The sequence below is a fragment of the Saccharothrix tamanrassetensis genome, from assembly GCF_014203665.1.
Lineage (GTDB): Bacteria > Actinomycetota > Actinomycetes > Mycobacteriales > Pseudonocardiaceae > Actinosynnema > Actinosynnema tamanrassetense.
Genome location: NZ_JACHJN010000001.1, coordinates 808,968 through 835,799 on the forward strand (window position 1 = coordinate 808,968; position 26,832 = coordinate 835,799).

Here is a 26,832-nt window from a genome sequence, read left to right on the forward strand (position 1 = left end):
GACAGCGTACGGAACCGATCCCGCTGGTCGGGGACCGCGTGGCGCCGGTCAGCCGCAGCCGCCCGCGTGACCGGGATCGGCGGACGGGCCGGGGGCGTCGCCGGCGGGCGGCGCACCGGCCGGGGCGAGCTTCGAGCGGACGTGCGCGACGAAGTCCGCGAGCCGGTCCACACCCCAGAACCGGGTGAACCTGTGCACGAAGAACGGCACGCCGAACACGCCGTCGCGGCACACGTCCATCAGCAGTTCGACGCCTCGGGCGCGCAAGCCGTCGTCGTCACAGGCGTTGGACACCTCGTCGGGGTCCAGCCCCAGGCGGGTGGCGATGTCCGCGATGGTGGCCCGGTCGCAGATGTCACGGCCGTGTTGCCAGCGCGCCGAGCACACCTCGGCGATGTACTCGCGGCCGAGGCCCTCGCGCAGCGCCACCAGGTATCCCAGGTGCGGGATCTCCCACACCGGTTCCCGGTCGACCGGCCACTTCACCGACAAGCCGCGCGCGGCGGCGAGCCGGGCCACGTCCTGGAGGATGTAGAGGTGCTTGGCACGGGACATCGCCACGTACGGGAACTGCTCGCCGCGTTCCCGCAGCGCCTGGTCGTTGCGTTCGTCCGGCTCCCAGAACGGGGCCCACTCGATCGCGTCGGCGACCTCGGGCGCGTCGCGCAGCAGGTCGTGGAACGCCAGCCAGGAATACGGGCTGCGCAGCGAGAAGTAGAACCTCGGGTGCCTGCTCATCAGATCACCAGGCCGCCGTCGACACCGAACACCTGGCCGGTGACGTACGAGGCGTGGTCCGACACCAGGAACGACACCAGGTCGGCGACCTCCTCGGGCTTCCCGAAGCGCCCCAACGGGATCTGCGCGGTCATCTTCGCGGCGAAGTCGTCGCCCAGGCCGGCCACCATGTCGGTGTCGATGAAGCCCGGCGCCACCGCGTTGACCCGGATGCCGTACTTGCCGACCTCCTTGGCCAACGCCTTGCTGAACCCGATGATCCCGGCCTTGGACGCGGAGTAGTTGGTCTGTGCGGCGTTGCCGTACACGCCGGCGACCGACGACAGGGTGACCAGCGTGCCCGCCTTGCGCTTCATCATGGCGAACACGGCCGCCTTGCACAGGTGGAACGTGCCGTCCAGGTTGACCCGCAGCACCCGCTGCCAGTCCTCCTCCTTCATGAGCACCAACGGGTTGTCCCGGACGATGCCCGCGCACGACACGACCGCGTGCAACGGCCCGAGTTCGGCTTCCGCGTCCTTGACGAACCGGTCCACCGAGCGCTTCTCCGCCACGTCCACCTGCGCGGTGAACACGGCGGCACCCGCCTGGGCGGCCTCCTTCGCCACGACGTCGGCCGCGTCCTTGTTGGCCTGGTAGCAGAACGCCACGTCGTACCCGTCCCGCGCCAGCCGGGTCACCACCCGGTGCCCGATGCCGCGCGACCCGCCGGACACCAATGCGACGCGCCTCATGCCACTCCCTCCGGACGCAGCACCTCGACGCCGCGCCGCGCCATCGTGAACGATCCGATCTCCAGCAGCTTGCGGCCCGCGACCAGGCTGTGGCCCGCGAGGATCGCCGCGTCCGCCACCTCGCGCACCAACTGCACGTGGTGCTCCACCACGTCGCCGGGGAACACCTCGCCGTGCAGCACGACGTCCCGGATCCCGGTGATCAGCTCCACCTTGTCCGCCGACACATCGGGGTTCGGGTTCTCCCAGCGCGTGAGCAGCACCGCGGACTGCGCCCACGACTCCAGCAGCAACCCGACGGGGTAGGCCTCTTCGGCGCTGTCGGCGTAGCACGGCTCCCGGCCGCTGACGGCCTTGACCGTGACGATGCTCCGGCCGGGTTCCACTTCGGACACCTGGTCCACCAGCAACACCGGGTACCGGTGCGGGATGACCGCCCGGATCCCGGCCTGGCGCAAGGGCAGGGGCAGGCCGGTCACCGCTGCCCACCTCCGCCGAGCCGGAGCTTGAACTCCGCGACCGGCCCCGCCGCGGTGGACACCTTGGCGACGCAGCGCACTTGGTCCTCCTCGTGGGTCAGCGTGGTCTCGATGGCGAGGTCGTCGCCGGGGAACACCGGGTGCAGGAACTTCGCCCGGTCCAGCGCCGTCACGCGCAGCCCGGGCAGCTGCTCGCGCAGCGCCGCCCGGACGTGCTCGACCACGAAGAGCCCCGGCAGGATGGGGAACCCCGGGTAGTGTCCGGCGAACACGGGGTCCGCCGGGTCCACGTGGACCGCGAACAGGGGCGCCGTCACGGCAGTTCCAGCACGGTGCAGCCGACGGTGCCGTCCCGCTCCACGCCGGTGACCAGGGCGTGGCCGGACCGGCCGGCCGCGATCGCCGCCGCGAGCTGGAACCCGGCCGCCGCGGCGGAGGTGTCGCCGACCAGCGGCGCGCACCGCACCCACTCGGGCGTGCGCCCCAACGCGTCCACGACCGCCGCTTCCTCGGCCCCGTCGGTGGAGACGAACACCACCTCGTCCCGGTCGACCCCGGCCTGCGCCAGCGCGGAACGGACGCAGTCGGTCAGCGCACGCCGGGCGCCGTCGGCTTCGAAGAATCCCCGGAACCGGGTGCCGACGGGACGCGCGAGCACGGGTCGGCCCGCTCGGACGGCGGCGGATTCGGCTTCCAGCAGGAACACCGCGCCGCCTTCGCCCAGCGGCGCGGCCGTTCCTCCGCTGCCCCGCCACTCCAGCCACGCGCGCTGGGTCGAGTACTCCTCGGCCGCGCCGACCAGCACGCGGTCGCAGTGCCCGCCGCGCAGCAGCCGGGAGGCGTAGCTCAGCGCGAGCAGGCCGGTCAGCGCGCCGCCCGCGATGGTGGTGTTGGGGCCCTTGATCCGGTGCCAGATCGCGCTCTGCCCGGCGGCGCGGTTCATCACCGTGTTCGGGAACAGCGCCGGGTCGACGTGGTAGGGCTTGTCACCGGTCAGCGCGTCCCGGGTGAAGTCCATGATCGACTGAACGCTGCCGGAACCGGTGCCGAGCACGACGCCGACCCGTTCGGGGTGCTCCAGCAGTCCGGGCCCGCAGGACTCCAGGAGTTGGCCGACCGTGCCGACGGCCAGCGCGGTGACCCGGTCCATGCTCCGGGTTCCCTTGCGTCCCAAAGCCTGCCGGGCGCTGAAGTCGGGCACCAGGGCGGCGCTCGGGAACGGCCCGTCGGACGGGGCGAGCGCCGAAGCACCCGCCCGCACGCCGTCGGAGAACGCCGCCGCGCCCACCCCGAACGGCGAGATCGCCGACCACGCCGAGAAGACCAGCGTGTCCGCTGCGTCCAAGGTGGACAGACGGGGCTCGGTGGCGGCTGTCACGACACACCACGGCCGGACAGCGACCCCGCCTTGCCGGTGATGGCGTCGGTGAGCCGGTCGTCGAAGTTGACCAGGCTCCAGTCCTTGCGGTTCTCGATGACGGCCCAGCCGTGGGTGATCCGGCCGGTCGCGGTCTGCACGAGAAGGCCGTCCCGCAGCACGTAGCAGTCCATCCGGGCGGTGAACGTGAACCGCTTGAAGACCTCCTCCACGGTGAACACCGTGTAGAGCGTCTCCTCCATCTTGGCCTCGTCGGTGAACGTGATCCGCGAGTGGGGCACCACCGGGATCCAGTTCTGCTCGTCCAGCAGCTTCTTGATGGACACGCCCCGGTCCTCCACGAAGAGGTCCAGGATCTCCTCCATCTGGCGCAGGTACCCCGACATCTGCACGCGCTCGGTGAAGTGGCAGTAGAAGTACGGCATCCGCCACGCCCACGCGAAGGCGTTGCGCCCCGCGGTGAGCAGGTCCAGCGGATCCGCGTCGCCGACCACGACCGGCTCCGCGCCGGCACCGATGCTCCCGACCACGTGCGGCGCCAGCTCGGCCGGCGCCGGCTCCGCGTCGAACCCGTGCGGGTCCAGGCGGAACGACACGGAGACCTTCGACTTGACCGCCTTCACGGTCTTGCCGTCCCGCTCCACGGTCAGCTCCACGACGAGCTTCAACGGCCCCTCGCCGTCGACCCGCCGGACGGTCGCCAGGGCCAGGTCGTCGATGTGGAACGCGGTGAGGATCTTGGTGTCCAGGTCGGTGATGTCGGTGCACAGCCCGAACCGCTCGTAGAGCTGCCCGGCCGGGAAGCCGCTCTGCCGCAGGTGGTCCAGCACGGCCTCTTCGACCATGTAGTTGACGTGCTTGAAGCCGATCCAGGTGCAGATGTTGGAGCCCTCGTAGCGGGGCCGCAGCGAAACGGTCGTCGTCGTCACGTCAACTCCAGGCTTTCGTCGAAGAAGTCGCGGACCAGGGCCGCGAGCCGGTCGGGCTGTTCGATCATCGGGAAGTGGCCGCAGCCGTCCAGGAGCTCGAACCGGCCGTGCGGCAGCGCTTTCGCCAGGGCGCGGCCGTCGTCGGGGCGGGCCGCGACGTCGTCCACGCCGCTCACCACGAGCACCGGTGCGTCGACCGCGCCGAGGTCGAGGAACGGGGTGCGTAGGTAGGTCTCGAACCACCGGGTCCAGCCGTAGGGGCCGACCTGGTCGCGCAGCGACCGGGCCAGCCACTCGCGGCGGGCCTCCGGGAAGCGGGCGGTCTCGCCGACCCGGAGGGCTTCGCTGAACGTGCGGTGGAAGTCGTTGAGGTAGTAGGAGATGGTGGGCCAGTCGAACCCGGCCGGTTCCGGCCGGTAGAACGGGCACACCAGCACGGTGGGACGTGGCCGCACCCGGCGGTCCGCGTAGGACTCGATCAGCAGGTTCGCCGCCATCGAGTGCGCCACGACCACGTCGTGACCGGACCACACGCTGTCCACGACGTACCGGGCGGGGTCCGGGCGGTGCGCCCACGCCGGGTCCGCCATGCCGTGCCACGGCAGTTCCGGTGTGGTGCGGGAGAACCGGGGCGGCAGCGCGGCGGCGACCGGATCCCACACCGCCGCCTTGCCCGCCAACCCGTGCAGCAGCAGGACGTGCGCCATCAGACCGCGTCCCGGTACCGGCCCAGGATCAGCACGGCGTTGTTGCCCGCGAACGCCAGCGCGTTGTTCTGCACGACGTCCAGCCGCGCGGGCCGCGCCACGTTCGGCACGCAGTCCACACCGCACTCCGGGTCGGTCTCGTGGTGGTTGATGGTGGGCGGGATGAACCCCTCCTGGATGGCCAGCGCGCACGCCGCCGACGCCAGTGCGCTCGCCGCGCCCATCGAGTGGCCGAGCATCGACTTGATCGACACGACCGGCGGCGGGGTGTCGAACACCTGCCGGATCGCGCCGGACTCGGTGACGTCGTTGGCCTTCGTGCCGGTGCCGTGCGCGGAGACGAAGTCGATGTCCTCCGGCTTCACGCCCGCGTTGCGGTGCGCGAGTTCGATGCACCGGGCCAGCGAGTCGCGGTCCGGGGCCACCGGGTGGTTGGCGTCGCAGTTCAGGCCGTAGCCGAGCACCTCGGCGTAGATCCGCGCGCCGCGGGCCAGCGCCGACTCCAGCGACTCCATCACCAGGATGCCCGCGCCCTCGCCGGTGAGGATGCCCTTGCGGTCCTTCTCGAACGGCTGGCACACCTCCGGCGCGATGGTGCCCAGCCGGTAGAAGCCGGTGAACGTCTTGCGGCACACCGCGTCCGCGCCGCCGCACAGCGCGACCTCGACCTCGCCCTCGCGGATCGCGTCGAAGCCGTAGCCGATGGCGTAGTTGCCCGCCGCGCACGCGGTGGGGATGGTGACCGCCTCCACGTCGGTGAGTTGCAGCTCGCGCACCACGCTGGACGACAGCCGGCCTGCCGTGGAACGGCGGGCCACCACCGGGTCCAGCGCCTCCGGTCCGTCCCGGAGCTGGTCGGCGACCAGGTTGTCCAGGTCGCGGGACTCGGCGTCGGTGGTGCCCACCGACACCAGGGAACGCTTGCCGCGCAGCTCGTCCAGGCCCATCGCCGCGTCGGCGACCGCCATCCGGGCCGCCGCGGCGGAGAACTGGCTGGCCCGGCCGAGTTCGCCGGGGTCCACCCGCTCCAGCCACGCCGCCGGGTCGAAGTCGGTGACCTCGCAGCCGTTGGCGTGGCTGAAGCCGGTGGTGTCGAACGAGGTGATCGGCTTGACCCCGCTGCGGCCCTCGCGCAGGCCCGCCAGGAACTCGGTGACGCCGATGCCGATGCTGGTGACCACGCCCAGACCCGTGATCACCACCCGGCGCGGCTGCCGCCCTGCGTCGCGCATCGTGTCCTCCCAGTGCCCGAGTGCGGTGCCGGCCGGACTACGCGGCGGCCTGGGCTTCGGTGACGACCGCGATGACGCCCTCGAGGTTGACCATGCGGGTCAGCTCGGCCTGGTCGATCTCGACGCCGAACGTGCGCTCCAGCGCGGAGAGGATCTCGATCGCGCCCAGCGAGTCGGCGTCGTGGTCCTCCTTGAACAGGCTCGTGTCGGTCATCTCCGCGGGGTCGATCTCGAGGATTTCCGACACGATGTCCTTGATCTTCGCCTTGCCGTCCGCGTCGATGCTCACCGAACTGGTCACGTTGGCCTCCAAGCACACGGGATTTCACTGCCATTCACAGCGTGCTTTCCGCGGCTATATCCGGCCTATGCGGCGACCTATACGGCGATCCGCCGCGGTCCTTGCAGCACCGGGTCGGCGGTGAGGATGGCCAGGTGCACCTCGCGCAGCAGCGAGCCGGGGTCGATGCCCAGTTCGTCGGCCAGCATCCGGCGCCCCTCCTCGTACAGCACGAGCGCGTCGGCCTGCCGGTCGCAGCGGTAGAAGGTGGTCATCAGCTGCGCCCGGAACCGTTCCTGCAACGGGTACTGGTGCACGAGCTTGGTCAGCTCGGGCAGCAGTCGAGCGTGCCTGCCCAGCGCCAGGTCGGCTTCGATGCGGCTTTCCAGCGCGGCGATCCGGGCCTCCTCCAGGCGCGGCGCCTCGGCGTCGGCGAGGTGTTCGGAGACGCCGGTGAGCGCCGGTCCGCGCCACAGCCGCAACGCCGAGCGCAGCAGTCGCGCGGCGTCCTCGTAGCGGCTCGCGGCCAGCGCCGCCTGACCGTGCGCGGCCTGTTCCTCGAATTCCCTCAAGTCGAACGAACAGGCGGTCGGGCGCAATTCGTAGCCGCGGGAGCGGCGGGTGATGCCCACTTCCCGGCGGAGGGTCTTCCGCAGCCGCGAGACGTAGGTGTAGATCTGCGCGTTGTAGGTGGCGGGCGGGTGTTGGCCCCACAGGAAGTCGCTCATCTGCGCGTCGGACACCGCGCCGTTGTCCGCCAGCAGCAGGGCGGTCAGGACGGTGCGCGGCTTCGAGCCGTCCAGCGGCACCTCCGCGCCGTCGTGGTGGACTTCGACCGGCCCCAGGATCCGGAACTCCAGCACTTCGTTTCCCCTCTACAGCAAGACCTGGTCGTGGACGAGGATCGCCTGGTAGAGCTGTCGCATCGCGCGACCCGGCTCCAGCCCCAGCTCGCTGGCCAGGCGCCGGCGGGTGTGGTGGAAGACGTCCAGCGCCTCGGTCTGCCGGCCGTTGCGGTAGAGCGCGACCATGAGCTGCTCGCTGAACCGCTCGCGCTCGGGGTACTCGGCGGCCAGCTGCTTGAGCTCGGAGACCACGCCGCGGTCCTCGCCGTTGGCGAGCTTGGCGGCGATGAGGTCCTCGCGGGCGCTGAGCCGGCGCTCGTCGAGCCGGGCGGCCTCGATGCGGAACCGCAGGCCGTCGCTGACGTCGAACAGCGCCGGGCCGCGCCACAGCCGCAGCGCCCGCTCCAGCAGGTCGATCGCCTCGGCGGGGCGGGTGAGCAGGCGGTCCGAGCCCCGGTCGGCGAGCTCGCGGAACAGGTGCGCGTCGACCGCGTCGGCGGGCACGTCCAGCAGGTAGCCGCTGCTCACCGTGCGCACCAGCTCGTCGCCGGGCCGGTCGGTGAACTGCTCCAGCAGTTTCCGCAACCGCACCACATTGGCCTGCAGGGCGTTGCGCGCGTTTCCCATCTGTTTACCGGCCCACAATTCCTCGACCAACTGGCCGAACGGAACCGGGGCGCCCGGTGAAAGCGCCAGCAACGCGAGGAGGGTGCGCACCTGGCGTGCCGCGACACCCAGCCGGCGATCCTCATGTGCGAGCGCGACTGCACCGAGAATCTGCACCTGCATGGTCATGACCCCCAGCCACTGGACGATGCGGAGCACGTTCAGCCGAGGGCGGTCGGCCCGGAATCCCCCAGCTAAAGCGTTGACATGTTGCCCATGACGGCACGATGGGGGGAAATATCATTTGGACCACTCGGAACGCGCCTTCGCGGTATGCGGCCGAATGGTGCAGCGCGGTCCGCCGGCTGCGGGTTCCGACACCGCGGAACTTGGGCGAGACGGCGGTCACCGGTACGGAGAGCGACCCGGGTCTACCCGCTCCGAGCCCCGCGCACACCTGCCGGTATTCCGTTCCCGACCGGTTCCACAATACCCCGGATGAGCCGGATCACGGACGTCGGGCCGATCGGACGGCACTGCCGGGCGCGCTCACGGAGTTCGTCAACCGGCTTGCCGAACGTGCCTTCGGCTGTCCGATCGTCACGCTCGGTGTCACGAGCCGCCTTCTCACCGGCCGACCGGCCGAGGGTCGCGCGTGGCCGCGAAGTATAGGTGCGATATAGCGCCGGGTCGCAGTGTTCCCCTCCGGTGCACCGGACGTTCCGGAAGTCGACACGGGCGGGTTCCGGCAGTGTGCGTTCCGCGTGTCCGAAGAATGGACACCCCGACCTCACGACACCTCGTCGCGCTGTCTGTCCGAGTTTTGCGGCTTCATTTCCGACGGGCCTGCGCCAGGAGTTCACCGGGCATTCGCCGGCGCGGCACCGGGAAGTCGGACCGGTCGAGCGGGAAAGCCCGCCGGCACCCTGGAACGGGCTCGCCGCGGGCCATGGTGGATAGTGCGAGGCGGTGGGAATCCGGGGCGTCGGCCGGTCGTGTCGTCCCGGCGGTGAGACGCGGGCGTACCCCCTCGCCGAGCGGTGCCGAGGCGATCAGCGAGACTTGACACCATGACCGCCGACGCGCCCGACGACGACAGGACCAGCTTCGCCGACCTCGGGCTCCGCCCCGAGCTGCTGCGGGCGCTCTCCGGACTGGGCTACGAAGAACCGACCCCCATCCAGCGGGAGGCCATCCCGCCGCTGACCGACGGCCGCGACCTGCTCGGGCAGGCCGCCACCGGCACCGGCAAGACCGCGGCGTTCGCGCTGCCCGTGCTGGAGCGCATCGCCGACGGCGGGCGGGCCGAACGGCAACCGATGGCGCTGGTGCTGGTGCCCACCCGGGAACTGGCCGTGCAGGTGTCGGAGGCCGTGCACCGGTACGGCCGGCAGATCGGCGCACGGGTGCTGCCGATCTACGGCGGCCAGCCGATCGGTCGGCAGCTGCGGGTGCTGGAGCAGGGCGTGGACGTCGTCGTCGCCACGCCGGGCCGTGCGGTCGACCACCTCAACCGGGGCACGCTCAAGCTGGAGCAGCTGGAAGTCGTCGTGCTGGACGAGGCCGACGAGATGCTGGACATGGGCTTCGCCGAGGACCTGGACGCGATCCTGGCCGAAGCGCCCGCGCAGCGGCAGACCGTGCTGTTCTCCGCGACCATGCCGCCGCGCATCGACCGACTGGCCCGCCAGCACCTCACCGACCCGGTGCGGATCACCATCGGCCGCGAGCAGACCGAGCCCGGCGAGGCCCCGCGCGTGCGGCAGAGCGCCTACGTGGTGCCCCGCGCGCACAAGCCCGCCGCACTCGGCCGGGTGCTCGACGTGGAGGCCCCGACCGCGGCGATCGTGTTCTGCCGCACCCGTGACGAGGTCGACCAGCTCACCGAGACGCTCAACGGGCGCGGCTACCGCGCCGAGTCGCTGCACGGCGGCATCAGCCAGGAGCAGCGCGACCGGGTCATGGCACGGTTGCGCAACGGCACCGCCGACCTGCTGGTGGCCACCGACGTGGCGGCGCGCGGCTTGGACGTGGAGCAGTTGACGCACGTCGTGAACTACAACGTGCCCTCCGCGCCGGAGTCCTACGTGCACCGCATCGGCCGGGTCGGTCGGGCGGGCCGGGAGGGCGTGGCGATCACCTTGGCGGAGCCGCGCGAGCACGGGATGCTCAAGACCATCGAGCGCGTCACCAAGCAGCGCATCCAGATGGAGAAGGTGCCCACCATCGCCGACCTGCGGGCGCGGCGGCTGGAGCTGACCCGGGCGGCGCTGCACGAGAGCCTGCTGGAGGACGACCTGGAGGGCTTCCGGGTCGTGGTGGAGACGCTGGCCGACGAGTTCGACGTCATGGAGGTCGCGCTGGCCGCGGTCAAGCTGGCGCACGAGGCGTCCGGCGCGGCGGCCGACGAGGAGGAGATCCCCGACGTCGTGCCGCGCGGCGACCGACGCGGCGGTGCCGGCGGCAGTGGTGAACCTCGTCGGGAGCGCAAGCCGCGCCGCCCGACGGCGGGCATGACCCGGCTGTTCGTGGGTGCCGGGCGGAGTGCGGGCATCCGACCGCAGGACCTGGTCGGCGCGATCGCGGGCGAGGCCCGGCTGAACGGCCGGGAGATCGGGGCGATCGAGATCGCGGACCGGTTCTCGCTGGTGGAGGTGCCGGAGGGGTCGGCGCAGCAGGTGATCTCGGCGTTGCGGGGCGCGTCCATCAAGGGCCGCAAGGTGACCGTGCGCCGGGAGCGCGACGACCCGCGCTGACCCCGCGCCCGGAGCGACGCGTCCAGGGCGGCCGGTGGCGTCGGCCGGCGGTGTGCCGGGCGGCGTGGCTCCCCCTGGGCGACGCCCTGTCCCCGGCGCGGTCCCACCCTGGGCGACGCCCTGTCCCCGGCGCGGTGCACCCCGGCGACGCCCTACCCCGGCGTTGCCGGACGCGCCGGCATGGCCACTATGTGGACGCGGTGGTGGGGTCCGGCGTCCCGTGGTTGATTCGGCGGTGTACGAACCTCGACGGGAGGACACCGATGACCACGGTCGAGAACGAGGCGTTGGCCGCGCAGTGGGCTGCCTGGCACGCCGAGCGGGAGGACGCCTTGCGCGACCCGCACGGCTGGCTCGGCATCACCGCCCTGCACTGGCTGGACGAGACGCCGCGCTCCTTCCCCGACGTGCCCGGCGAGTGGAGCACCGACGGCGTGTCCGCCCGCAACGGCACGGCCGAGTACACGCTCGCGGAGGCCGCTTCGACGCTGGTGGACGGTGCGGACGGCGTCAAGGTGGAGGTCGTCCTGCGCACCGGCCGCTACGGGCTGCGGGTTCGCGACCCGAAGGCGGAAGACCTGGTGGGCTTCACCGGGGTGCCGGCGTTCGACGTGCGCCCGGAGTGGATCGTCGACGCGGAGTTCGAGGCGTTCGACGAGCCGCGGCCGATCGTCGTCGGTGCGGCGCGCGACGGCCTGGAGCACCACCTGCAGGCGGTCGGCATCGCCCGCTTCGAGGTGGCCGGCGAGCCGCAGCAGCTGCTGGTGCACGCTTCGGGCGACGGGGTGCAGGTGCTGTTCCACGACGCCACCAACGGCGACACCACAGCGCCGTGGCGGTCGCTGTCCCCAGCCGGGCCGCAGAACGGTCGGCTGCGGCTGGACTTCAACCGGTCGGTGAACCTGCCGGCCGGGCTCACGCCCTACGGCACGTGCCCGCGCCCTCCGGCCGAGAACGTGCTCACGGTGCCGGTCGAAGCGGGTGAACGCCGGTTCCGCTGACCGGGTGGTCGACCGGATCATCGAGGTCGACGTCCTGCCACAGGGCCCGGGTGGCGGACACGTCGACCTCGTCGCCCCAGTGGTGCACGCCGGTCCAGCCGGGGTCTCCGGTGCGGGCGAAGTCGGCCCAGGCCCGGACCATCCGGCGGGACAGCGCGTGGTCGGCGTCGTCGGGCGGTCCGCCGATGAGGAAGTCCGCGCCGGCCAGGTTGCCGAACGAGAACGGGACGTCCGCCGCGTGCCAGGCGGGTGGCCGGGTGAAGCGGGCCAGCGGTGAGCCGCTCCGCTCCGCCAGCCGGGTGGTGGGTTCGGCGAACACGTAGTCGCCGAACAGCGCCACGTAGGCGTCCGCGACGGTCGGGAACAGCTCGCGGTAGCCGTCCAGGACGTGGTGCGGCAGGCCGTTCTCCCGGCCGAAGCGCGCGTACTCCCGGTCGGTGCGCACGAGGGCGAGGGTGCCGACGCGTTCGAACAGCCGGTACTCGGCGGTGGTGTGGCACAGCAACGCGTCGACGGCGGGCGCGGGCAGCCGGTCGGCGATCGGGCCGAACAGCACGGGGTCGTAGCTCAGCGGCCCGGTGCGCTGCGCCTTGATCAGCGCGTCGGTGGACGCGACCGTCGTCGCTGGACTGGTGGTGTCGATCCACTGCGCGACGCGGCGGGCGAAGTCCTTGGTGTAGCAGCGGTTCGGGACGCTGTGTGCGATCACCCGGCGCACGGGTGCGGCGTCGGCGAGGAACAGCGCCGAGCCCGCGCCGGCGGACTGGCCCGCGACGGTGATGGCGTCGGGGTCGCCGCCGAACGCGGGGATCTCGTCGCGCACCCAGTGCAGGGCGGCGAGCTGGTCCAGCAGGCCCCGGTTGTCGGGATGTCCTTCGAGGTGTCCGAAGCCCTCGAAGCCGAGCCGGTAGTTGCAGGTGACCACGACGAGGCCGGCGCGGGCCAGGGCGGCGCCGTCGTAGTCGGGTTGGGCGGACGAGCCGAACGTGTACGCGCCGCCGTGCAGGTAGAACAGCACGGGGTTGCCGTCCGCCGTGGACGGTGCCCACACGTTGAGGCTGAGCACGTCCTCGTCGCCGGGCCGCCACACGGGTGCGCCGGGCAGTTCGGCGGACTGCGGCGGGATGGGGCCGAACTCCGGGCAGTCGCCCGAGAAGTCGGTCCGCACCGGGGCCCGGAACCGCCGGGGGCCGAACGGCGGTTCGGCGTAGCGGATGCCCAGGAACGCCGAGACCCCGTCGTCCACCGCTGCGCCCCGGAAACGTCCACGTCGTGTCATCGGCGTCTACTCTGCCATGATGGGTGATCCGTTGATCTCGCGAGACGACGCCGCCGAGGCGCTGGGGATGGTGGCACGGGCGGCCGGTCCGTACCTGGACGCGTTGCCGCACCTGCCGGTGCGGGACATGACGCACGCGCAGCTGGTCGACGGGCTCGACGGTCCGTTGCCGGAGGACGGCGACGGGACGATCAAGGCGGTCGCGGACCTGTTGCGGATCGGGACGCGGGCGGCCACGCACTCCTCGGGGCCGAGGTTCTTCCACTTCGTGGTGGGCGGTGCGACGCCGGCGGCGCAGGCGGGTGACTGGATCACCTCGCTGCTGGACCAGGCGGGCGGGCTGTGGTTGACCTCGCCGTTCGCCACGCGGGCCGAGACGGTGGTGTTGCGGTGGCTCAAGGAGATGTTCGGACTGCCGTCGTCCTACGGCGGGGTGCTCACGCCGAGTGCGACGTTCGCGAACCTGACCGGGTTGGCGTGCGCGCGGCACTGGTGGGCGGCGCAGCACGGGGTGGACGTGACGGCGGAGGGTCTGGCGGGGCTGCCCCGGATGCCGGTGTTCTCCAGCGGGTACGTGCACGCGAGCAGCCGCAAGGCGTTGCAGTTGCTGGGTTTGGGACGGGACGGCGTGCGGACGCTGAGCCGGGACGACGCGGGGCGGCTGGACCTGGAGGCGTTGGACCGGGAGTTGGCGGTGTCCGGGCCGGCGGTGCTGATCGCGAACGCGGGCGAGGTCAACGGCGGCGATTTCGACCCGGTCGACGCGATGGCGGACCTGGCCGCGCAGCACGGCGCCTGGTTGCACGTGGACGGTGCGTTCGGGTTGTTCGCGGCGCTGTCGCCGAGCACGGCGCACCTGGTGCGGGGGATCGAGCGGGCCGATTCGCTGGCCGCCGACGGGCACAAGTGGCTCAACGTGCCGTACGAGAGCGGGTTCGCGTTCGTGCGCGACCCCTCGGCGCTGGGGCGGGCGTTCGGCGCGTGGAACGCCGCGTACCTGCCCGCGCCGGACGACGAGTTCGTGAACTACAACAACCTGGGGCCGGAGTCGTCGCGGCGGGCGCGGGCGCTGCCGATCTGGGCGACGTTGCGCGCGTACGGCCGCGACGGGCACCGGGCGATGGTGGAGCGGCACCGGGATCTGGCCGTCCACTTGGGAGAGATCGTCGAGCGGTCCGACGAGCTGGAGCTGCTGGCCCCGGTGAACCTGTTCATCGTCTGCTTCCGCTACCGGCCGCCGGGCGTGCCGGAGGACCGCCTGGACGACCTCAACCGCCGGTTGGGCGAGGAGCTGGTCGAGGACGGCCGGGTCTACGCGGGCACGACCGTCTACCGGGGTGTGGTCGCGCTGCGCCCGGCGATCGTGAACTGGCGGACGACCACCGAGGACATCGACCTGCTGGCGGCGGTGGTGAAGGAGATCGGCGGCCGGCTGGCCGGTCGGTAGCATCCGGGCTGTGCGCAACGCGATCACCGATGTACCCGGAGTGCTGGTGGGGCACGCGACCCGGATCGGCGGGGGCGCGCTCACCGGCACCACGGCCGTGCTGTTCCCGCCGGACACGCTGTCCACTGTGGATGTGCGGGGCGGTGGTCCGGCCACTCGCGACACCGCCGCGCTCGACCCCCGTTACGGCGGGCGCGTGGTGCCGGGGGTGGTGCTGACCGGTGGCAGCGCGTACGGGCTGGCCACGGCCGACGGCGCGGCCCGTGCACTGGGCTCCCCGGTGCCCGCCGCGGCGCTGTTCGACCTGGGTCGCGGGGGCGAGTTCCACGCCTGTCCGACGCCGGAGCTGGGTGCGGAGGCGGTGCGGGCGGCCGGGGTGGAGGTGGCGCAGGGCAACGTCGGCGCGGGCACGGGCGCGCTCGACGCCGCGCTCAAGGGCGGGATCGGCACGGCGAGCGTCGCGCTGGGCGGCGGTGTGGTGGTCGGGGCGATCGCGGTGCTCAACGCCTCCGGGCTGTCGGTGGACCCGACGACCGGGATGCCGCACGCGGTGCGGCTGGGGTTGCCCGGCGAGTTCCCCGAGCCCGGCGGTGACGACCTGACCAGGCCGTTGCCGCGGTTCCGGCACCCGTTCAACACGGTGATCGGGGTGGTCGCCACCAACGCGCGGCTGCCCCGGCTGTTCGCGCTGGCCAACGCCGCGCAGGACGGGTTGGCGCTGGCCGTGGAGCCGGCGCACGGCCTGTCGGACGGCGACACGGTGTTCGCCGCCTCCACCGGGACGCACGACGCGCCGGTGGACGCCGTGTCGCAAGCGGCGACGCATGTCTTCGCGCGGGCGCTGGTGCACGGTCTGCTGGCGGCCGAGTCGGTGACCACGTCGTGGGGCACGCTCACGGCGTACCGGGAGCAGTACCCGCGCACCGCCGCCGGCTATCGGAGGGCAACCTGACGCACCGGGGTGTGATGCACGCCTTGCGGCACGAGATCACGCTGCCCGCCGGCTACGACGTGGGGATCATCCACGCTCGTGTCGCGACGAAGGGGGCAGTGCACCGGACCGGCCTGGGCTTCACCGTCGGCAGCCTGCCCACGACCTCGCGTGCGGCGACCGGGAGTCAGGCGCGCCGCGACCGGCCCTGACCGGGGTTGCGGGCCCGGTCGCTGAACGGCACCGAGATGTACTCGGCCAGGTCGAGCACGCCCCCGGTGGTGCGGTCCAGTTCCTTGGCGAACCCGGTGATGCCGTGGTCGACGCGGTCCATCAGCCACGCCAGCAGCACCACCACGACGTCGGCCAGCACCCCGACCTGGAACGGCATGTCGTCCCGGTTGCCGGTGGTCACGGCGTGCGCGAAGTCGGTCATGCCGCGTTGGGTCAGCTCCAGCGGGCCGGTCTCGATGGCGCGCTTCATGCAGTCCACCACCAGCGGCAGCACGGACGCCCACGTGCTGCGTGACGCGATCTCGCAGATCAGGCCGCCGGACAGGGCGGTCGTCCACAGCGCTTCGGGGTCGCCGGCCCGCACCGCGCCGACGGCGAGGTCGGGCAACAGCGCCGCGCCCTGTTCCCACTCCCCCTTGGCGACCAGCAGCTCGACGGCGTGCCGGTAGTGCTCCAGCGCCTTCGGGTGGTCGCCGCGCGCGGTCAGCACGCGGCCCAGGTCGTCGTGGCAGGACGCCAGGTCGGCGGGCACGCCCAGCCGTTCGGCCAGCGCCACCGCGACGGTCGCGTAGTGCTGTGCGGTCTCCAGGTCGCCCAGGTCCCGGTGGCACGCGCCGAGTTCCCGCACGGCGGCCAGCTCGGCGCGGTCGTCGTGCTCGGCGCGGAACAGCTCCACGGCGTGCAGTCCGGCTTCGACGGCGGCGGCCAGGTCGCCCGCCTCGCGGTGCCGCACGCACTCTTCGAGCTTGAACCGGGCCTGCCGGGGCCGGTCGTCCAGTTCCACCGCGAGGTCGTGCCCTTCGACGGCGTACCGCAGCGCCGTCGCGTGGTCGTCACCGCTCAGCTCACCCAGCACGCCGATCGCCTCCATCAGCCGCGCCCGGCTGCCGTTCGCCAGGGACGCGTCGTGCGCCTCCAGCGCGGCCTGCCGCGCCTGTTCGGGTCTGTCCCGGTCGACCAGCAGCCGTGCCATGCGCAGCAACACGCCCGCCCGGTCCCGGCATGCGTCGCCCCGGCCCACACACCGTTCGAAGTCCGCGAGCGCGGCGGTGTATTCCCCGCGCTCCTCGTGCCGGTAGCCGGTCAGCTCGTAGCGCAACGCCCACCGCCTGCCCGCCTCGCCGTCGGGCAGGGCCAGCTCGGCCAGCGCCGTCTCCGCCTTCGCCACCAGCGCGGCGGCCTCGGCGTCGTCCCGGGTCAGGGCGAGTTCGTCGAGCAGCACGTCCACGTAGGACGGTGTGTCCGTGGCGCCGGCCCGTTCCGCCGCCGTGCGCAGCGCGGTGATCTCGCGGTGCAGCACCCGGATCAGCGGTTCCTCGCAGTCGCGTGCCGCCGCGGCCAGCAGCTCGCACTCGGCCAACGCCGCCTCGCCGTCGGTGGTGGACCGGTCGCGCCACTCGTCCAGCCGTCCGTTCACCGTGCCGACGTACAGGTAGGACCGTTCGACGCCGCCGGGGGTGCCGGTGTTGACGACGGCGTGCGCGGCGGGCGCTTCCCCGGTGGTGAGCCTCCGCACGACGGTCCGCGCGAACCCGGCCGCCAGGTTCGACGGGATCGACCACAGGGTGCCGATGTAGCCACGCGCGCCGACCCGCACGAACTCGCGGCCCAGCCCGGTCCACGACCGGCACGAGTTGTTGAACACGATGGGCCGGTGCGGCAGGCTCAACCAGTGCGGCACCGACCAGTCCGGCAGTTCGCGACCGCCCAGCACGATGCCGTCGTCCGGGCCGTGGGTGTTGAAGAAGACGAGTTCCACCGGCAGGTCCTCGGCCAGGTCGCACAGCGCCTCCAGCGAGGCGTCCGCGCCGGAGAGCACGATGGCGTGGGTGAAGTGGCCGACCCGGTCGGTCGACTCGGGGACGTCCGCCGCCCGGTAGGAGCCGTTGTCGAACACCAGGCTGAACGCGCCCGGCTGCCGTTCCACGCCGGTGCCGTACAGCTCGGTGAGCACGACCAGGGTGGGGTCGGCGACGACGTGGCCGATCGGTTTGCGCGTCCAGTTCGCGTCACCCGAGTGCACGAACGGGTAGGGAAGGCCGGTGGTGAACGCGGTCAGCCGCCGCTCCCCCACCTGTGCCACGGCCTCGGCCGGCACCTGCGCGGTCACCACCGCCTCGACCGCCGCGTACGGGTCGTGGTCCCCTGTGGACAGATACCGCCACAAGGCCTCCACGAACCCGATGCCCTTCACCGCGTCGCCGATGGCCCGCGCGGCGGCGGTGACCCGTTCCTGCTCCTCCGCCACGATCCGCTGCACGTCGGTCAGGTCCGGTGGCGGCGTGATCACCAGGCGGGCGCCGCGATGGTGCGCGTAGGCCGCCGCGACCAGCGTGTCGGCGGTGCCGGTGTCCTCCACCAGCACCGCTTCGTCACCCTCGGGGTTGTGCGCGTCGAACGGCGGCGGTGACGCACCGTCCACCACGCGCAGCGGCCTGCCCAGGCGCAGCGAGGTGAACAGCGCGGCGGTGAAGTCGCACTCCGGCGGGACGTCCAGCGTCTCCGGCTCCCCGTCGCGCAGCGCCTGCCACGCCGCCGAGGTGAGGTTCGGGCTCTGCGACAGGTGCACCGCGTCCAGCCCGTCGAACAGCCGTCCGCCACCGTCCGCGGGATCGATCGCGTTGAGCTCCTCGGGCTCCGGGTCGCACAGGAACACCGCCCGGCGCACACCGACCTTGAGCAACAGCTCGCCCAACAGCTCGTGATGCCGCAACCACGACCGGTACGGCGTCAGGCCGGCCCGCAGCCGGGACGTCTCGTCGGGGTCGCCCAGTGCCCGGCCGGCGGTGTACTCGGCGTGCCGTGCCAGGTAGTCGGCTTCGGACATCGGCGGCGACTGGAGGGCCACGACGGGCGTGAACCGATCGGCGGGCAGGCACGACACCACCACCGCGGCCTCCCGGACCTGGTCCGGGCGGCACACCACGACCGTGTCGGCCACGTCGAACACCGGCGCGCTGGTCACCGTGACACGCAGCTCCGACTCCCCCGCCGGCAGCGCGACGGACACCCCGTCGTGCACGGCCGCGCACGGCGCGGACCCTGAGACGTGCAACGACACCGCATCGGGCAACGCGAACGCCACACCCCCACCCGTCTCGGTGGCCGGGGCGTCCACCTTCAACCGCCACTCGGCAGGCGCGGGCAGGTCGAACCGCTGCCGCAACACCGCCCGCACCCGCCCGTCCCGCGACTCGTCCACGACGAGGTCCCGCGCCCCGGCCTCGGCGGTGAGGTGCTCGCTGACCACGAGCGGTGCTTTGCGGTGCACGTCGAGCAGGACGGCACGCAGCAGCCCCGCCTCGAAGCGGAACCGGATTCCGTGCGGGGCACCGAGGTCCACTGGCTCACAACCCTTGCAGCGACGAGTCCACCGGGATGATGGTGGCGCGCAGAAACTACGCCACCCACCCGGCCCTCCGACACGACATCCCGCAGGTGAGCGAGGTTGTTACACGACACCCGGCCCGCACCACGGCCCGTCGAAGCCCGGACCTGCCTCCCCCGAGCCCACCAGCGACACGCCTCAAGCCCAAGAAGGGCACCGCAGCACAGGATCGAAAAACTTCATCTTTTGAAGGACTGGTTTACGCAGCTTGACGGCAGAAGGGTGAGCACGGACTCAAAGCGCGCTTGAAGCACGCAGGTCTGGGCTCAAGCCGGGAACACTGCGAAAATGGACCACATCACTCCGGTCCCGAGAGTTGCCAGGGGACCGCTGGGACGCGCCACGCCGCCCGCCGAGTGACCCGCCCAGCCGATTGACTCGCGTTGACGGTCGTGAAGAGCGCGCGTCTTGGCACGCTGGGGGGGTTGCGTTGCAGGCGGCGAGTCGCGCTGAGACCGGTCCCCCGGCAGCTTTCAGGGCCGGGATGATGTGGTCCATTTTCGTAATGTCCCCGGCTTCATCCAAGACCTGCGTGCTTCTGGAGCGCTTTGAGTCCGTGGTCCCTCTTCTGCCGTCAAGCTGCGTAGAACCTTTATTCAAAAGCTTCCAAGCTTTCGGGCTCTGGGCGCTTTGGGCTTTGGGCTCCGGGCTCTGTTGGCTCCGGGCGCTCTGGGCTCCGGGCGCTGTTGGCTTCGGGCGCTGTTGGCTGTGCGGTCTATTGCGTTTCTGATCTTGCGGCGGGCATCCAGCGGACGCGGCGGTGGCGGCCGGCCACCTGCACCTGGTCCCGGCCTTGGCGTTTCGCCTCGTAGAGGGCGGCGTCGGCGGCGGCCAGCAGGCCTTCGAGGGTGTCCTCGGCCACGTCGGGCCAGACTGCGATGCCGATGCTGACGGTCAGGCCGTCCACGGTGCCGCCGTCGCCGTCGTCGGCCACCACCTGGTGCACCTGGCGGCGCATCCGCTCGGCGATGGTCAGGGCTTCTTCGCGCTTGGTCGACGGGAGCAGGACCGCGAACTCCTCGCCGCCGAACCGGCCGACCGCGTCACCGCGACGCACCACGCCGGCCAGCGCGGCGGCGATGCGGCGCAGCACCGCGTCGCCTATCTGGTGGCCGTGGGTGTCGTTGATGTCCTTGAAGTGGTCGACGTCGATCATGAACAGGCCGACGGTGGCGCCCGGTGGTTGACGACGGGTGCGGTCCAGTTCCAGCCTCGCCTGGAGGTGCCAGGCCTCGGCGTTGAGCAGGCCGGTCTTGGCGTCGGTGCGGGCGGCCAGTTCGAGTTGGTGGATGAGCACGGTGCGGTGCAGGGCGACGGCGGCGACGACCATCGGGACCGCGAACCCCGGCCACCAGGCGACGGCGAGCGCCACGAACGAGCCCATGGCGAGCTGGCCTGCTTCGAGCAGGTTGTCCGAGGAGCTGCCGATGGCGTCCTTGACCGACCTGGGCCGGACAGTCAGCAGGATCACGGTGGCCACCAGGGCGGTGTTCACCAGCCATTGGGCGGTGCCCGCGCCGAGCAGGCCGACCAGGTCCAGCAGGCCTTCGGGACGGTGTCCGGAGAGGTGGTCGCGCAGGCCCGTCACGCCTGCCACGGTGCTCGCGGCGAGTGTGGCGAGCACCATCATCGACGTGGTGAAGATGTTCCGGTGCGGTGGCCGGGACGCGTCCCAGCGGCCCACCACCCACCACCGGTGCGCGTACATCAGCACGACCAGGGCGACCGCGAGCGCGGGCGGCAGGACTATCGCGCCGGCCACGATCCAGATGCTGCACAGGTCGACGTGCGGCAGGTGGCTGTGGTCGCGGCGGATGCGTTCGATCCAGCGGGAGCAGTGCAGGTGCAGGGCGGCGCACCCGGCCAGGACGGCGAAGGTGGCCCACGCGTGGGAGGGGACCGGCCAGGCGGTGGACGCGGCGATGGCGACCACGGCGAGCAGATCCACCGACAGCACGTACACCAAAGCCTGCCGTGGCAGGGACCATAGTGACCAGCGTCGAGCGCTCGACGACGCTGACCGCACTCTGCCCATGGTTCCTCGCGACCGTCTGGATCGGACTGTGAACGCGCCCGAACGGACCGTCACGCTAATTGTGACCTGCGCGGATGTCAGCCGCTAGCGGGGTGACACGACCCACAGGAGGTGACTGCTGTGCGCGACAAGATCTGGTGACCCCGGAGCCCTGGTGTCCGGAGCCCTGTGCTGTCCACGGCCATGCCTTGAGGAGGTGCGCCGCCATGCGCGACAAGATCTGGTGATGTCCGGCGGGTGCCGGATCGGACGACGCGGCGGCCGCGCCGAGCGCGCGGCTTCCGCTCATGCCCTGACCAGCCACAACCCGGCTAGGGCGGCACCTGCGCCGCTGATGACGATCGTGGGTGTCAGCCCCGCGGTTCCGGCGAGCAGTCCGCCCAGCAGCGCGCCGAGCGGGGCGGCGCCCCAGACGGTGGTGCGGATGGTCGCGTTGACCCGGCCGTGCATGGTGGGTGGGGTGAGGCGGTAGCGGACCGGGACCTGGAGGACGTGGTAGGCCTGCAGGCCGAGCCACAGGACGGCGATGCTCAGCGGGTGGAGGGCGACTCCGGCCGCGCCCGCGCCGGCCACCGCGATCGCGACGGGCATCGCGCCGTCCTCGAGGCGTGGGGCGATGAGCGAACCGGCCAGGCCGCCCGCCGCGCCGATGGCCAGGGTGCCGCCGATCTGCGCCGGGGACAGCCCCGTTTCGGTCAGGTGCAGGACCAGGACGGCGAGGAGCGCGTTGATCCAGAACATGTGGGTGGCCGTGCAGAGCGTGACGTTGCGCAGCAGGCGTTGACCGAAGACGACCCGGGCACCGGCGGCGACCTGCTGGATGAGGCCGGTCGTGCGTTCCGGGCGGTGGTGGGTCCGGATGCCGGTGAGGGTGGCGGCGGAGAGCAGGAAGCTCGCGGCGTCGGCGAGCAGTGCCAGTGGGGCGGTGAGGGTGGTGACCAGCCAGCCGGCCAGTGCGGGGCCGGCGACCTGGGCGGTGGAGTGGCTCGTCTCGAAGGCGGCCTGGCCTCGGGTGAGGTGGTGTGCCGGGAGGATCAGGGGGACCAAGGCGAGGGTGGCGATGTCGGCGAACACCGCGAAGGCGCCGGCGATGAAGGCGATCGCGGACAGCAGCGGGATGGTGAGGGTGCCGGTCGCGTGTGCCGCGGGGACCAGGGCGAGGGCGGCGGCTTGGCCCAGGGCGCAGGTGACCAGGAGGGGTCGGCGGGGCAGGCGGTCAACCCAGACGCCGGCCGGGAGGCCCAGGAAGAGGTAGGGGAAGCGGGCTGCGGCGGCCAGGACGCCCATCTGCCACGGGGTCGCGCCCAGGGTGAGGGCGGCGACGAGGGGTAGTGCGACGACGGTGACCTGGGAGCCGATCAGCGACACCGATTGGCCCGACCACAGCAGCACGAACGCGCGGTTGCGGCGCAGTGGGCGGGCTCCGGGTCGGTCGGCGACCGCTGCCACGTGGTCGAACCCCCGCAGGTGGTCGGACGCCCGCACGTGATCGGGTGCCGGCACGTGATCGGGTGCCGGCACCTGGTCGGAAGCGGTCGTGGGGCGGTCGATCGGAGTGGCTGCCGGTCGTGCGTTGGCGTGGCCTCCGGCCCCCGGTTCAATTTTCTCATGGGGCACCGACGATCCCGGTCCCTTCGCTGGTCGCGGCGGGTGACACCCGGTCCGCTGCGGTCGGTCGCCGGCCTACTGCGGTCATCCCTCCCCCGCGACGGTGTCCGAGACGCGGGACCAGGCGGCGGCGACCGCCAGGGCCACAGCCGTACCGACCAGGCCGGAGATCGCGATGGCGGTGCCGGCGGAACCCGTCGCGGTAGCCAGCAGGCCTCCCCCGGCGACGCCGATGCCCTGGGTCGCGACCAGGCCGCTCCGGGCGAAGCCCAGCGCCTGGCCGCGCTGTTCATCCGGCACCAGCCGCACGAAGGTCGCGCCCGCCGTGACCTGGTAGGCGCTGAACACCCCGCTCAACCCCAGCAGCGCGACCGCACCGACGAGGCCCGGTGCGAGCAGGTAGCCCACCAGGGGCAGCGCCGTCGCCACCGCCGACAACCCCAGCAGCCGGACCCGTCGTGTCGTCGGCAGGAACCGCAGCAGGACGGTACCGAGCACCATCCCCGCCGGGTCGGCCGCGAGCAGCACGCCGACCCCCGCCGCGCCCGCCCCGACCTCCGCCGAGAACGGCGCCGCCAACCCCTCCGGCACGACGGTGAACAGCGCCAGCCACCCCAGCGCCACGAGCAGCCGCAGCCGGCCGTCCCGGCACACCAACGAAGCGCCTTCCCGGATCCGCACGTGGGTCCGCTTCACCACGCCCGGCGCGGGGCGGTGTGCCAGGCCGGACCTCAGCAGCACGGCGGACAGGGCGAACGTGGCCGCGTCCGCCGCCAGCGCCCCGGACGTGCCCAGCCACGCCACGACCAGGCCGCCGCCGGCGAAGCCGAGCAGCAGACCGGCCTGGTGGGTGATCAGGTGCACGGACTGCCCGGCCTCGTACCGCTCGCCCAGCACGGTCGGCAGCAGGGCGCCCTGCGCGGCGGCGAACGGGGGTTCGGCCAGTTGTGCCACCACCAGCAGGGCCGCCAGCAGCGGCAGCGGTACGCCGGGCAGGGCCATCACGGCCAGCAGCACGGCCCGGACGAGGTCGGCGGCGACCATGACCGCGCGCCTGGGGTACCGGTCGGCCAGTCCGGTCAGCAGCACGCCGGACACCAGTGCCGGGAGCATGGTCAGGGCGTAGGTGAGGGCGGTCCAGGTGGCCGAGCCGGTGCGTTGGAACACCAGCACGGACAGCGCGACGCGGGCGAGTTGGTCGCCGATGGTGGACAGTGCCGCCGCCGACCACAGCACCCGGAACTCGGGCACCGCGAACGCCGCCCGGAAACCCGTGCCCAATGCCCCTCCGATGAGTTCCGGTGAGCCGTCCGGTCATACGTTGTGCGGCGTGCGGCCAGGCACGCCACCGTACAAGCCCGGAGGGCTGCCATGAGCGAGGTTGCGACGATGACGGTCGACTTCACGCGGGAGGTCGAGAGGCACCGGCACGAGCTGCGGGTGCACTGCTACCGGCTGCTCGGCTCGTTCGACGAGGCGGAGGACCTGGTGCAGGAGACGTTCCTGCGGGCGTGGCGGGGGCGGCACACGTTCGAGGGTCGTTCGTCGATCCGGGCGTGGCTGTACCGGATCGCGACCAACGCGTGCCTGGACGCCATCGGCCGTCGTCGCGAGCCGGTCGCCGGCACCGGGATGCCCGCCGGGGAGGTGCCGTGGCTCCAGCCGATCCCGGACGCCCTGCTGGACGCGTCGGAGGAGCCGGACGCGGAGGTGGTGGCGCGGGAGACGATCGAGTTGGCGTTCCTGGCGGCCGTGCAGCACCTGCCGGCCAAGCAGCGGGCGGTGCTGGTGATGCGGGACGTGCTGGGGTGGCGGGCGAGCGAGACCGCGGAGCTGCTGGAGGACACCGTGCCGGCGGTGAACAGCGCCCTGCAACGCGCGCGGGTGACCATGCGCAAGCACCTGCCGGAGCGGCGGACGGACTGGATCGGCGACCCGTCGGCGGAGGAGAAGGCGGTGGTGAAGCGGTTCGTGGAGGCCACCGAGCGGGGTGACCTGACGGCGTTGGCGGCGGTGTTGCGGGAGGACGCGCTGTGGGCGATGCCGCCGGAGCCGGGTCGGCACCGCGGTCGGGACGAGCTGATCGGCATCTGGGCGCCGTTCATGGTCGGGCCGCAGGCGTGGGGCGAGTGGAAGCTGCTGGTGACCTCGGCGAACCGGCAGCCGGCGGTGGCGAACTACGTCAGGCGGGATGGTTCGGGGGTGTTCGAGCCGGTGTCGTTCGACGTGCTGCGGATCGAGGGCGACGCGATCGCCGAGATCCTCACCTTCCCGACCGCCGTGTTCGCCCGCTTCGGTCTGCCCGCGACGCTGTGAGCTTCGGCGTCCGGGTCGTCACGGTCGCCGGGTCGCAGGTGGTCGACGCCGTCGGGTGGCGTGGCGCCCTGGTCGTCGTGGCCGACGGCGCGGTGCTGCCGGAAGGAGCCGGCGGGGCGGTGCTGCCGGAAAGGGCCGGCGGGGCGCTGCGGGCGTTCCCGAGGGGGTCGGTGCCGGTGTTGGACGGGCCGGCGTCGAAGGCGGCGCACCAGCACGGCGGGCGGCCCGCCGTGCTGGTGGCGGTGTCCGGGTCAGGACGGGAAGCCGCCGACGGCCGAGCGGGCGAAGGCGACCATCCCGGCGGGGGCGGTCTCCGGCGAGCCGGCGTCGTAGGGCGGTTCGGGGGCGTACTCGATGACCAGCTGGGTGAACTTGGCGCGGTCGTCGCCCCAGATCAGCCCGACCAGGGTGAGCGCCATGTCGATCCCGGCGGAGACCCCGGCGGCGGTGACGACGGAGCCGTCGCGCACCACCCGGTCGGTGCTGACCACCGCGCCGAGCCCGGCCAGCGCGTCGCGCACCGCCCAGTGCGTGGTGGCCGGGCGACCGGTCAGGATGCCCGCGGCGGCCAGCAGCGTGGAGCCGGTGCACACCGACGTGGTCCAGGTGGCGGTCGGGTGGACCCTGCGCAGCCACGCCGTGACCACCCCGGCTTCCAGCGGGTCGCGCCACGTGCCGGTGCCCGGCACGACGATCACGTCGGCGCGGTCGAGTTCGTCGAACGTGACCGTCGGCGTGATGATCAGCCCGGCGTCGGCGGTCACCGGTTGCCGGGTCTCGGCGACGAAGTGCACCGTGACGTCCGGCTGGTGGCCCAGCACCTCGTACGGGCCGATCAGGTCCAGTGCGGTCAGGTTCGGGTAGAGCACGAACGCCAGATCCATCGGTGATGTCCCCCTCGGTTGCGGATTTCGGGTGCGGCCTCACGCCGCGCCCGTGCTGCGGAACCTGTCGCGGTAGCCGCCCGGCGTGACGCCGAGCACCCGCTGGAACGCCCTGCGCAGGGTTTCGGCCGACCCGAAGCCGGTGCGCCTGGCCACCACGTCCAGCCCTTCGTCGCCGGACTCCAGCACGCCCGCCGCCGCCTCCACCCGGGCCCGTTCCACGTACCGGGCGGGCGACGTGCCGACCTGGAGGGGGAACACGCGGGCGAAGTGCCGCGGGCTCATCGCGGCGCGGCGGGCCATCTCGCGGACCGTCCAGTCGCCGGCCGGGTCGTCGGCGATGGCGTCGAGCACGGCTCGCAGTCCCGGCTCGCGGACCGGCGGAACCCGGGAGCGGACGCTGAACTGCGACTGGCCGCCGGGGCGTTGCAGGAACACCACCAGCCAGCGGGCGACCAGCCGGGCCAGGGTGGCGTCGTGGTCGCGTTCCAGCAGCGCCAGCGCGAGGTCGATGCCGGCGGTGACGCCCGCCGAGGTGGTCAGCCGCCCGTCGCACACGAAGATCGCGTCCGGCACCACCTCCACTGACGGGTGCAGCCGGGCCAGTTCGGCGCAGTACGCCCAGTGCGTGGTGGCTCGCGCCCCGTCCAGCAGGCCGGCGGCGGCCAGCACGAACGCGCCGGTGCACACGCCGGCCACCCGCCGTGCCGTGCCGGCGAGCCGCCGCAGCTCCCCCAGCAGCTCCGCCGAGCGGGCGGCGTCCCTGAACCCGCCGCCGCCCACCACGAGCAGCGTGTCCACCGGCCCGGTGACCTCGCGCAGGTCGTCGGCGTCCAGCCGGATGCCGGAGGCGGTGAACCCCCCGCCCACCGCCGCCAGCCGCACCCGGTACCCGCCGCACACCTTCGCCGCGCCGTTGAAGACCTCCACCGGCCCGGCGATGTCGAGCAGCGTCGCGTCCCGGTAGCCGACGACGAGCACTTCGCGTTCCACACCATCCACCTTTTCGACGTCCGCCGGTGGCG

General features: G+C 72.6%; 24 protein-coding genes. 6 read left to right on the forward strand and 18 right to left on the reverse strand.

What is annotated here, in order from left to right; all coding sequences use genetic code 11:
• Positions 1–48 precede the first annotated feature (48 nt).
• From FHS29_RS03085 to FHS29_RS03135, 11 genes are all read right to left on the reverse strand, one after another.
• Positions 49–738, reverse strand: a complete 690-nt coding sequence (locus FHS29_RS03085; protein WP_184687967.1) for a 2-hydroxychromene-2-carboxylate isomerase — start codon at positions 736–738, stop codon at positions 49–51.
• Complete coding sequence (gene fabG, locus FHS29_RS03090) at positions 738–1,472, reverse strand: 3-oxoacyl-[acyl-carrier-protein] reductase (protein ID WP_184687970.1); 735 nt, start codon at positions 1,470–1,472, stop codon at positions 738–740. Before fabG ends, FHS29_RS03085 begins: the two co-directional genes overlap by 1 nt.
• On the reverse strand, positions 1,469–1,951 hold the full coding sequence (locus FHS29_RS03095; RefSeq protein ID WP_312864719.1) for a 3-hydroxyacyl-ACP dehydratase FabZ family protein: 483 nt from the start codon (positions 1,949–1,951) through the stop codon (positions 1,469–1,471). Before FHS29_RS03095 ends, fabG begins: the two co-directional genes overlap by 4 nt.
• Entirely contained in the window at positions 1,948–2,268 is a 321-nt protein-coding gene (locus tag FHS29_RS03100; RefSeq protein WP_184687971.1) for an ApeI family dehydratase, read from the reverse strand. Before FHS29_RS03100 ends, FHS29_RS03095 begins: the two co-directional genes overlap by 4 nt.
• Complete coding sequence (locus FHS29_RS03105; RefSeq protein ID WP_312864720.1) at positions 2,265–3,329, reverse strand: beta-ketoacyl synthase N-terminal-like domain-containing protein; 1,065 nt, start codon at positions 3,327–3,329, stop codon at positions 2,265–2,267. Before FHS29_RS03105 ends, FHS29_RS03100 begins: the two co-directional genes overlap by 4 nt.
• Positions 3,326–4,258 (reverse strand): thioesterase family protein, encoded by a 933-nt coding sequence (locus tag FHS29_RS03110; protein WP_184687972.1) that lies wholly within the window; start codon positions 4,256–4,258, stop codon positions 3,326–3,328. Before FHS29_RS03110 ends, FHS29_RS03105 begins: the two co-directional genes overlap by 4 nt.
• A complete protein-coding gene (locus FHS29_RS03115) occupies positions 4,255–4,965 on the reverse strand; it encodes an alpha/beta fold hydrolase (protein ID WP_184687974.1) in 711 nt (236 codons plus the stop codon). Before FHS29_RS03115 ends, FHS29_RS03110 begins: the two co-directional genes overlap by 4 nt.
• Positions 4,965–6,197, reverse strand: coding sequence for a beta-ketoacyl-[acyl-carrier-protein] synthase family protein (locus FHS29_RS03120; protein WP_184687976.1), 1,233 nt, complete (start codon positions 6,195–6,197; stop codon positions 4,965–4,967). Before FHS29_RS03120 ends, FHS29_RS03115 begins: the two co-directional genes overlap by 1 nt.
• A gap of 37 nt (positions 6,198–6,234) precedes the next feature.
• Complete coding sequence (locus FHS29_RS03125) at positions 6,235–6,498, reverse strand: acyl carrier protein (RefSeq protein ID WP_184687977.1); 264 nt, start codon at positions 6,496–6,498, stop codon at positions 6,235–6,237.
• Positions 6,499–6,575: 77 nt separating this feature from the next.
• Positions 6,576–7,340 carry an AfsR/SARP family transcriptional regulator gene (locus FHS29_RS03130; protein WP_184687979.1) on the reverse strand — a complete coding sequence of 255 codons (765 nt, stop codon included), beginning with the start codon at positions 7,338–7,340 and terminating at the stop codon, positions 6,576–6,578.
• A 12-nt stretch (positions 7,341–7,352) separates the two neighbouring features.
• Positions 7,353–8,039, reverse strand: a complete 687-nt coding sequence (locus tag FHS29_RS03135) for an AfsR/SARP family transcriptional regulator (RefSeq protein ID WP_312864750.1) — start codon at positions 8,037–8,039, stop codon at positions 7,353–7,355.
• A 959-nt stretch (positions 8,040–8,998) separates the two neighbouring features.
• Here FHS29_RS03135 and FHS29_RS03140 point away from each other — a divergent pair.
• Both FHS29_RS03140 and FHS29_RS03145 read left to right on the forward strand, forming a co-directional pair.
• Entirely contained in the window at positions 8,999–10,684 is a 1,686-nt protein-coding gene (locus tag FHS29_RS03140; RefSeq protein WP_184687983.1) for a DEAD/DEAH box helicase, read from the forward strand.
• A gap of 263 nt (positions 10,685–10,947) precedes the next feature.
• Positions 10,948–11,685, forward strand: coding sequence for a DUF1684 domain-containing protein (locus FHS29_RS03145; RefSeq protein WP_184687984.1), 738 nt, complete (start codon positions 10,948–10,950; stop codon positions 11,683–11,685).
• On the opposite strand, the gene FHS29_RS03150 is transcribed toward FHS29_RS03145, so the two are convergent.
• On the reverse strand, positions 11,645–12,964 hold the full coding sequence (locus FHS29_RS03150; RefSeq protein ID WP_184687986.1) for a carboxylesterase family protein: 1,320 nt from the start codon (positions 12,962–12,964) through the stop codon (positions 11,645–11,647). The genes FHS29_RS03145 and FHS29_RS03150 overlap by 41 nt on opposite strands.
• Before the next feature lie 19 nt (positions 12,965–12,983).
• Between FHS29_RS03150 and FHS29_RS03155 the strand changes: the two genes are divergently transcribed.
• From FHS29_RS03155 to FHS29_RS03165, 3 genes are read left to right on the forward strand one after another with little or no spacing between them, the layout of a single operon-like run.
• Positions 12,984–14,411, forward strand: coding sequence for a pyridoxal phosphate-dependent decarboxylase family protein (locus FHS29_RS03155; protein WP_184687987.1), 1,428 nt, complete (start codon positions 12,984–12,986; stop codon positions 14,409–14,411).
• Positions 14,412–14,421: 10 nt separating this feature from the next.
• Entirely contained in the window at positions 14,422–15,363 is a 942-nt protein-coding gene (locus tag FHS29_RS03160; protein ID WP_184687988.1) for a P1 family peptidase, read from the forward strand.
• A gap of 14 nt (positions 15,364–15,377) precedes the next feature.
• The gene (locus tag FHS29_RS03165) at positions 15,378–15,554 is read left to right on the forward strand and encodes a DUF4865 family protein (protein ID WP_184687990.1); all 177 of its coding nucleotides are present in this window, start codon (positions 15,378–15,380) and stop codon (positions 15,552–15,554) included.
• Here the strand turns inward: FHS29_RS03165 and FHS29_RS38035 are convergent.
• The 4 genes from FHS29_RS38035 to FHS29_RS03185 form a co-directional block, all read right to left on the reverse strand.
• Positions 15,530–18,919 (reverse strand): tetratricopeptide repeat protein, encoded by a 3,390-nt coding sequence (locus FHS29_RS38035; RefSeq protein WP_184687991.1) that lies wholly within the window; start codon positions 18,917–18,919, stop codon positions 15,530–15,532. The two genes, FHS29_RS03165 and FHS29_RS38035, sit on opposite strands and share 25 nt — an antisense overlap.
• A gap of 760 nt (positions 18,920–19,679) precedes the next feature.
• Positions 19,680–20,921, reverse strand: coding sequence for a GGDEF domain-containing protein (locus tag FHS29_RS03175; protein WP_312864721.1), 1,242 nt, complete (start codon positions 20,919–20,921; stop codon positions 19,680–19,682).
• Between the two features lie 363 nt (positions 20,922–21,284).
• Positions 21,285–22,502 carry an MFS transporter gene (locus FHS29_RS03180; protein WP_184687995.1) on the reverse strand — a complete coding sequence of 406 codons (1,218 nt, stop codon included), beginning with the start codon at positions 22,500–22,502 and terminating at the stop codon, positions 21,285–21,287.
• 189 nt (positions 22,503–22,691) lie between these two features.
• Positions 22,692–23,888, reverse strand: a complete 1,197-nt coding sequence (locus FHS29_RS03185; RefSeq protein WP_184687996.1) for an MFS transporter — start codon at positions 23,886–23,888, stop codon at positions 22,692–22,694.
• A 42-nt stretch (positions 23,889–23,930) separates the two neighbouring features.
• Here FHS29_RS03185 and FHS29_RS03190 point away from each other — a divergent pair, with 42 nt between their 5' ends.
• Positions 23,931–24,923 carry an RNA polymerase subunit sigma-70 gene (locus FHS29_RS03190; protein ID WP_312864722.1) on the forward strand — a complete coding sequence of 331 codons (993 nt, stop codon included), beginning with the start codon at positions 23,931–23,933 and terminating at the stop codon, positions 24,921–24,923.
• A gap of 251 nt (positions 24,924–25,174) precedes the next feature.
• Here the strand turns inward: FHS29_RS03190 and FHS29_RS03195 are convergent, their stop codons facing one another.
• On the reverse strand, positions 25,175–25,807 hold the full coding sequence (locus FHS29_RS03195) for a DJ-1/PfpI family protein (RefSeq protein ID WP_184688000.1): 633 nt from the start codon (positions 25,805–25,807) through the stop codon (positions 25,175–25,177).
• 39 nt (positions 25,808–25,846) lie between these two features.
• Positions 25,847–26,800 (reverse strand): GlxA family transcriptional regulator, encoded by a 954-nt coding sequence (locus FHS29_RS03200; RefSeq protein ID WP_184688001.1) that lies wholly within the window; start codon positions 26,798–26,800, stop codon positions 25,847–25,849.
• Positions 26,801–26,832 lie beyond the last annotated feature (32 nt).

Bases quoted from the DNA above. Each gene is read 5' to 3' on its own strand.
- FHS29_RS03085 (WP_184687967.1), bottom strand. From the start codon at position 738: ATGAGCAGGCACCCGAGGTTCTACTTCTCGCTGCGCAGCCCGTATTCC.
- fabG (WP_184687970.1), bottom strand. From the start codon at position 1,472: ATGAGGCGCGTCGCATTGGTGTCCGGCGGGTCGCGCGGCATCGGGCAC.
- FHS29_RS03115 (WP_184687974.1), bottom strand. From the start codon at position 4,965: ATGGCGCACGTCCTGCTGCTGCACGGGTTGGCGGGCAAGGCGGCGGTG.
- FHS29_RS03120 (WP_184687976.1), bottom strand. From the start codon at position 6,197: ATGCGCGACGCAGGGCGGCAGCCGCGCCGGGTGGTGATCACGGGTCTG.
- FHS29_RS03140 (WP_184687983.1), top strand. From the start codon at position 8,999: ATGACCGCCGACGCGCCCGACGACGACAGGACCAGCTTCGCCGACCTC.
- FHS29_RS03145 (WP_184687984.1), top strand. From the start codon at position 10,948: ATGACCACGGTCGAGAACGAGGCGTTGGCCGCGCAGTGGGCTGCCTGG.
- FHS29_RS03150 (WP_184687986.1), bottom strand. From the start codon at position 12,964: ATGACACGACGTGGACGTTTCCGGGGCGCAGCGGTGGACGACGGGGTC.
- FHS29_RS03155 (WP_184687987.1), top strand. From the start codon at position 12,984: ATGGGTGATCCGTTGATCTCGCGAGACGACGCCGCCGAGGCGCTGGGG.
- FHS29_RS03165 (WP_184687990.1), top strand. From the start codon at position 15,378: ATGCACGCCTTGCGGCACGAGATCACGCTGCCCGCCGGCTACGACGTG.
- FHS29_RS03195 (WP_184688000.1), bottom strand. From the start codon at position 25,807: ATGGATCTGGCGTTCGTGCTCTACCCGAACCTGACCGCACTGGACCTG.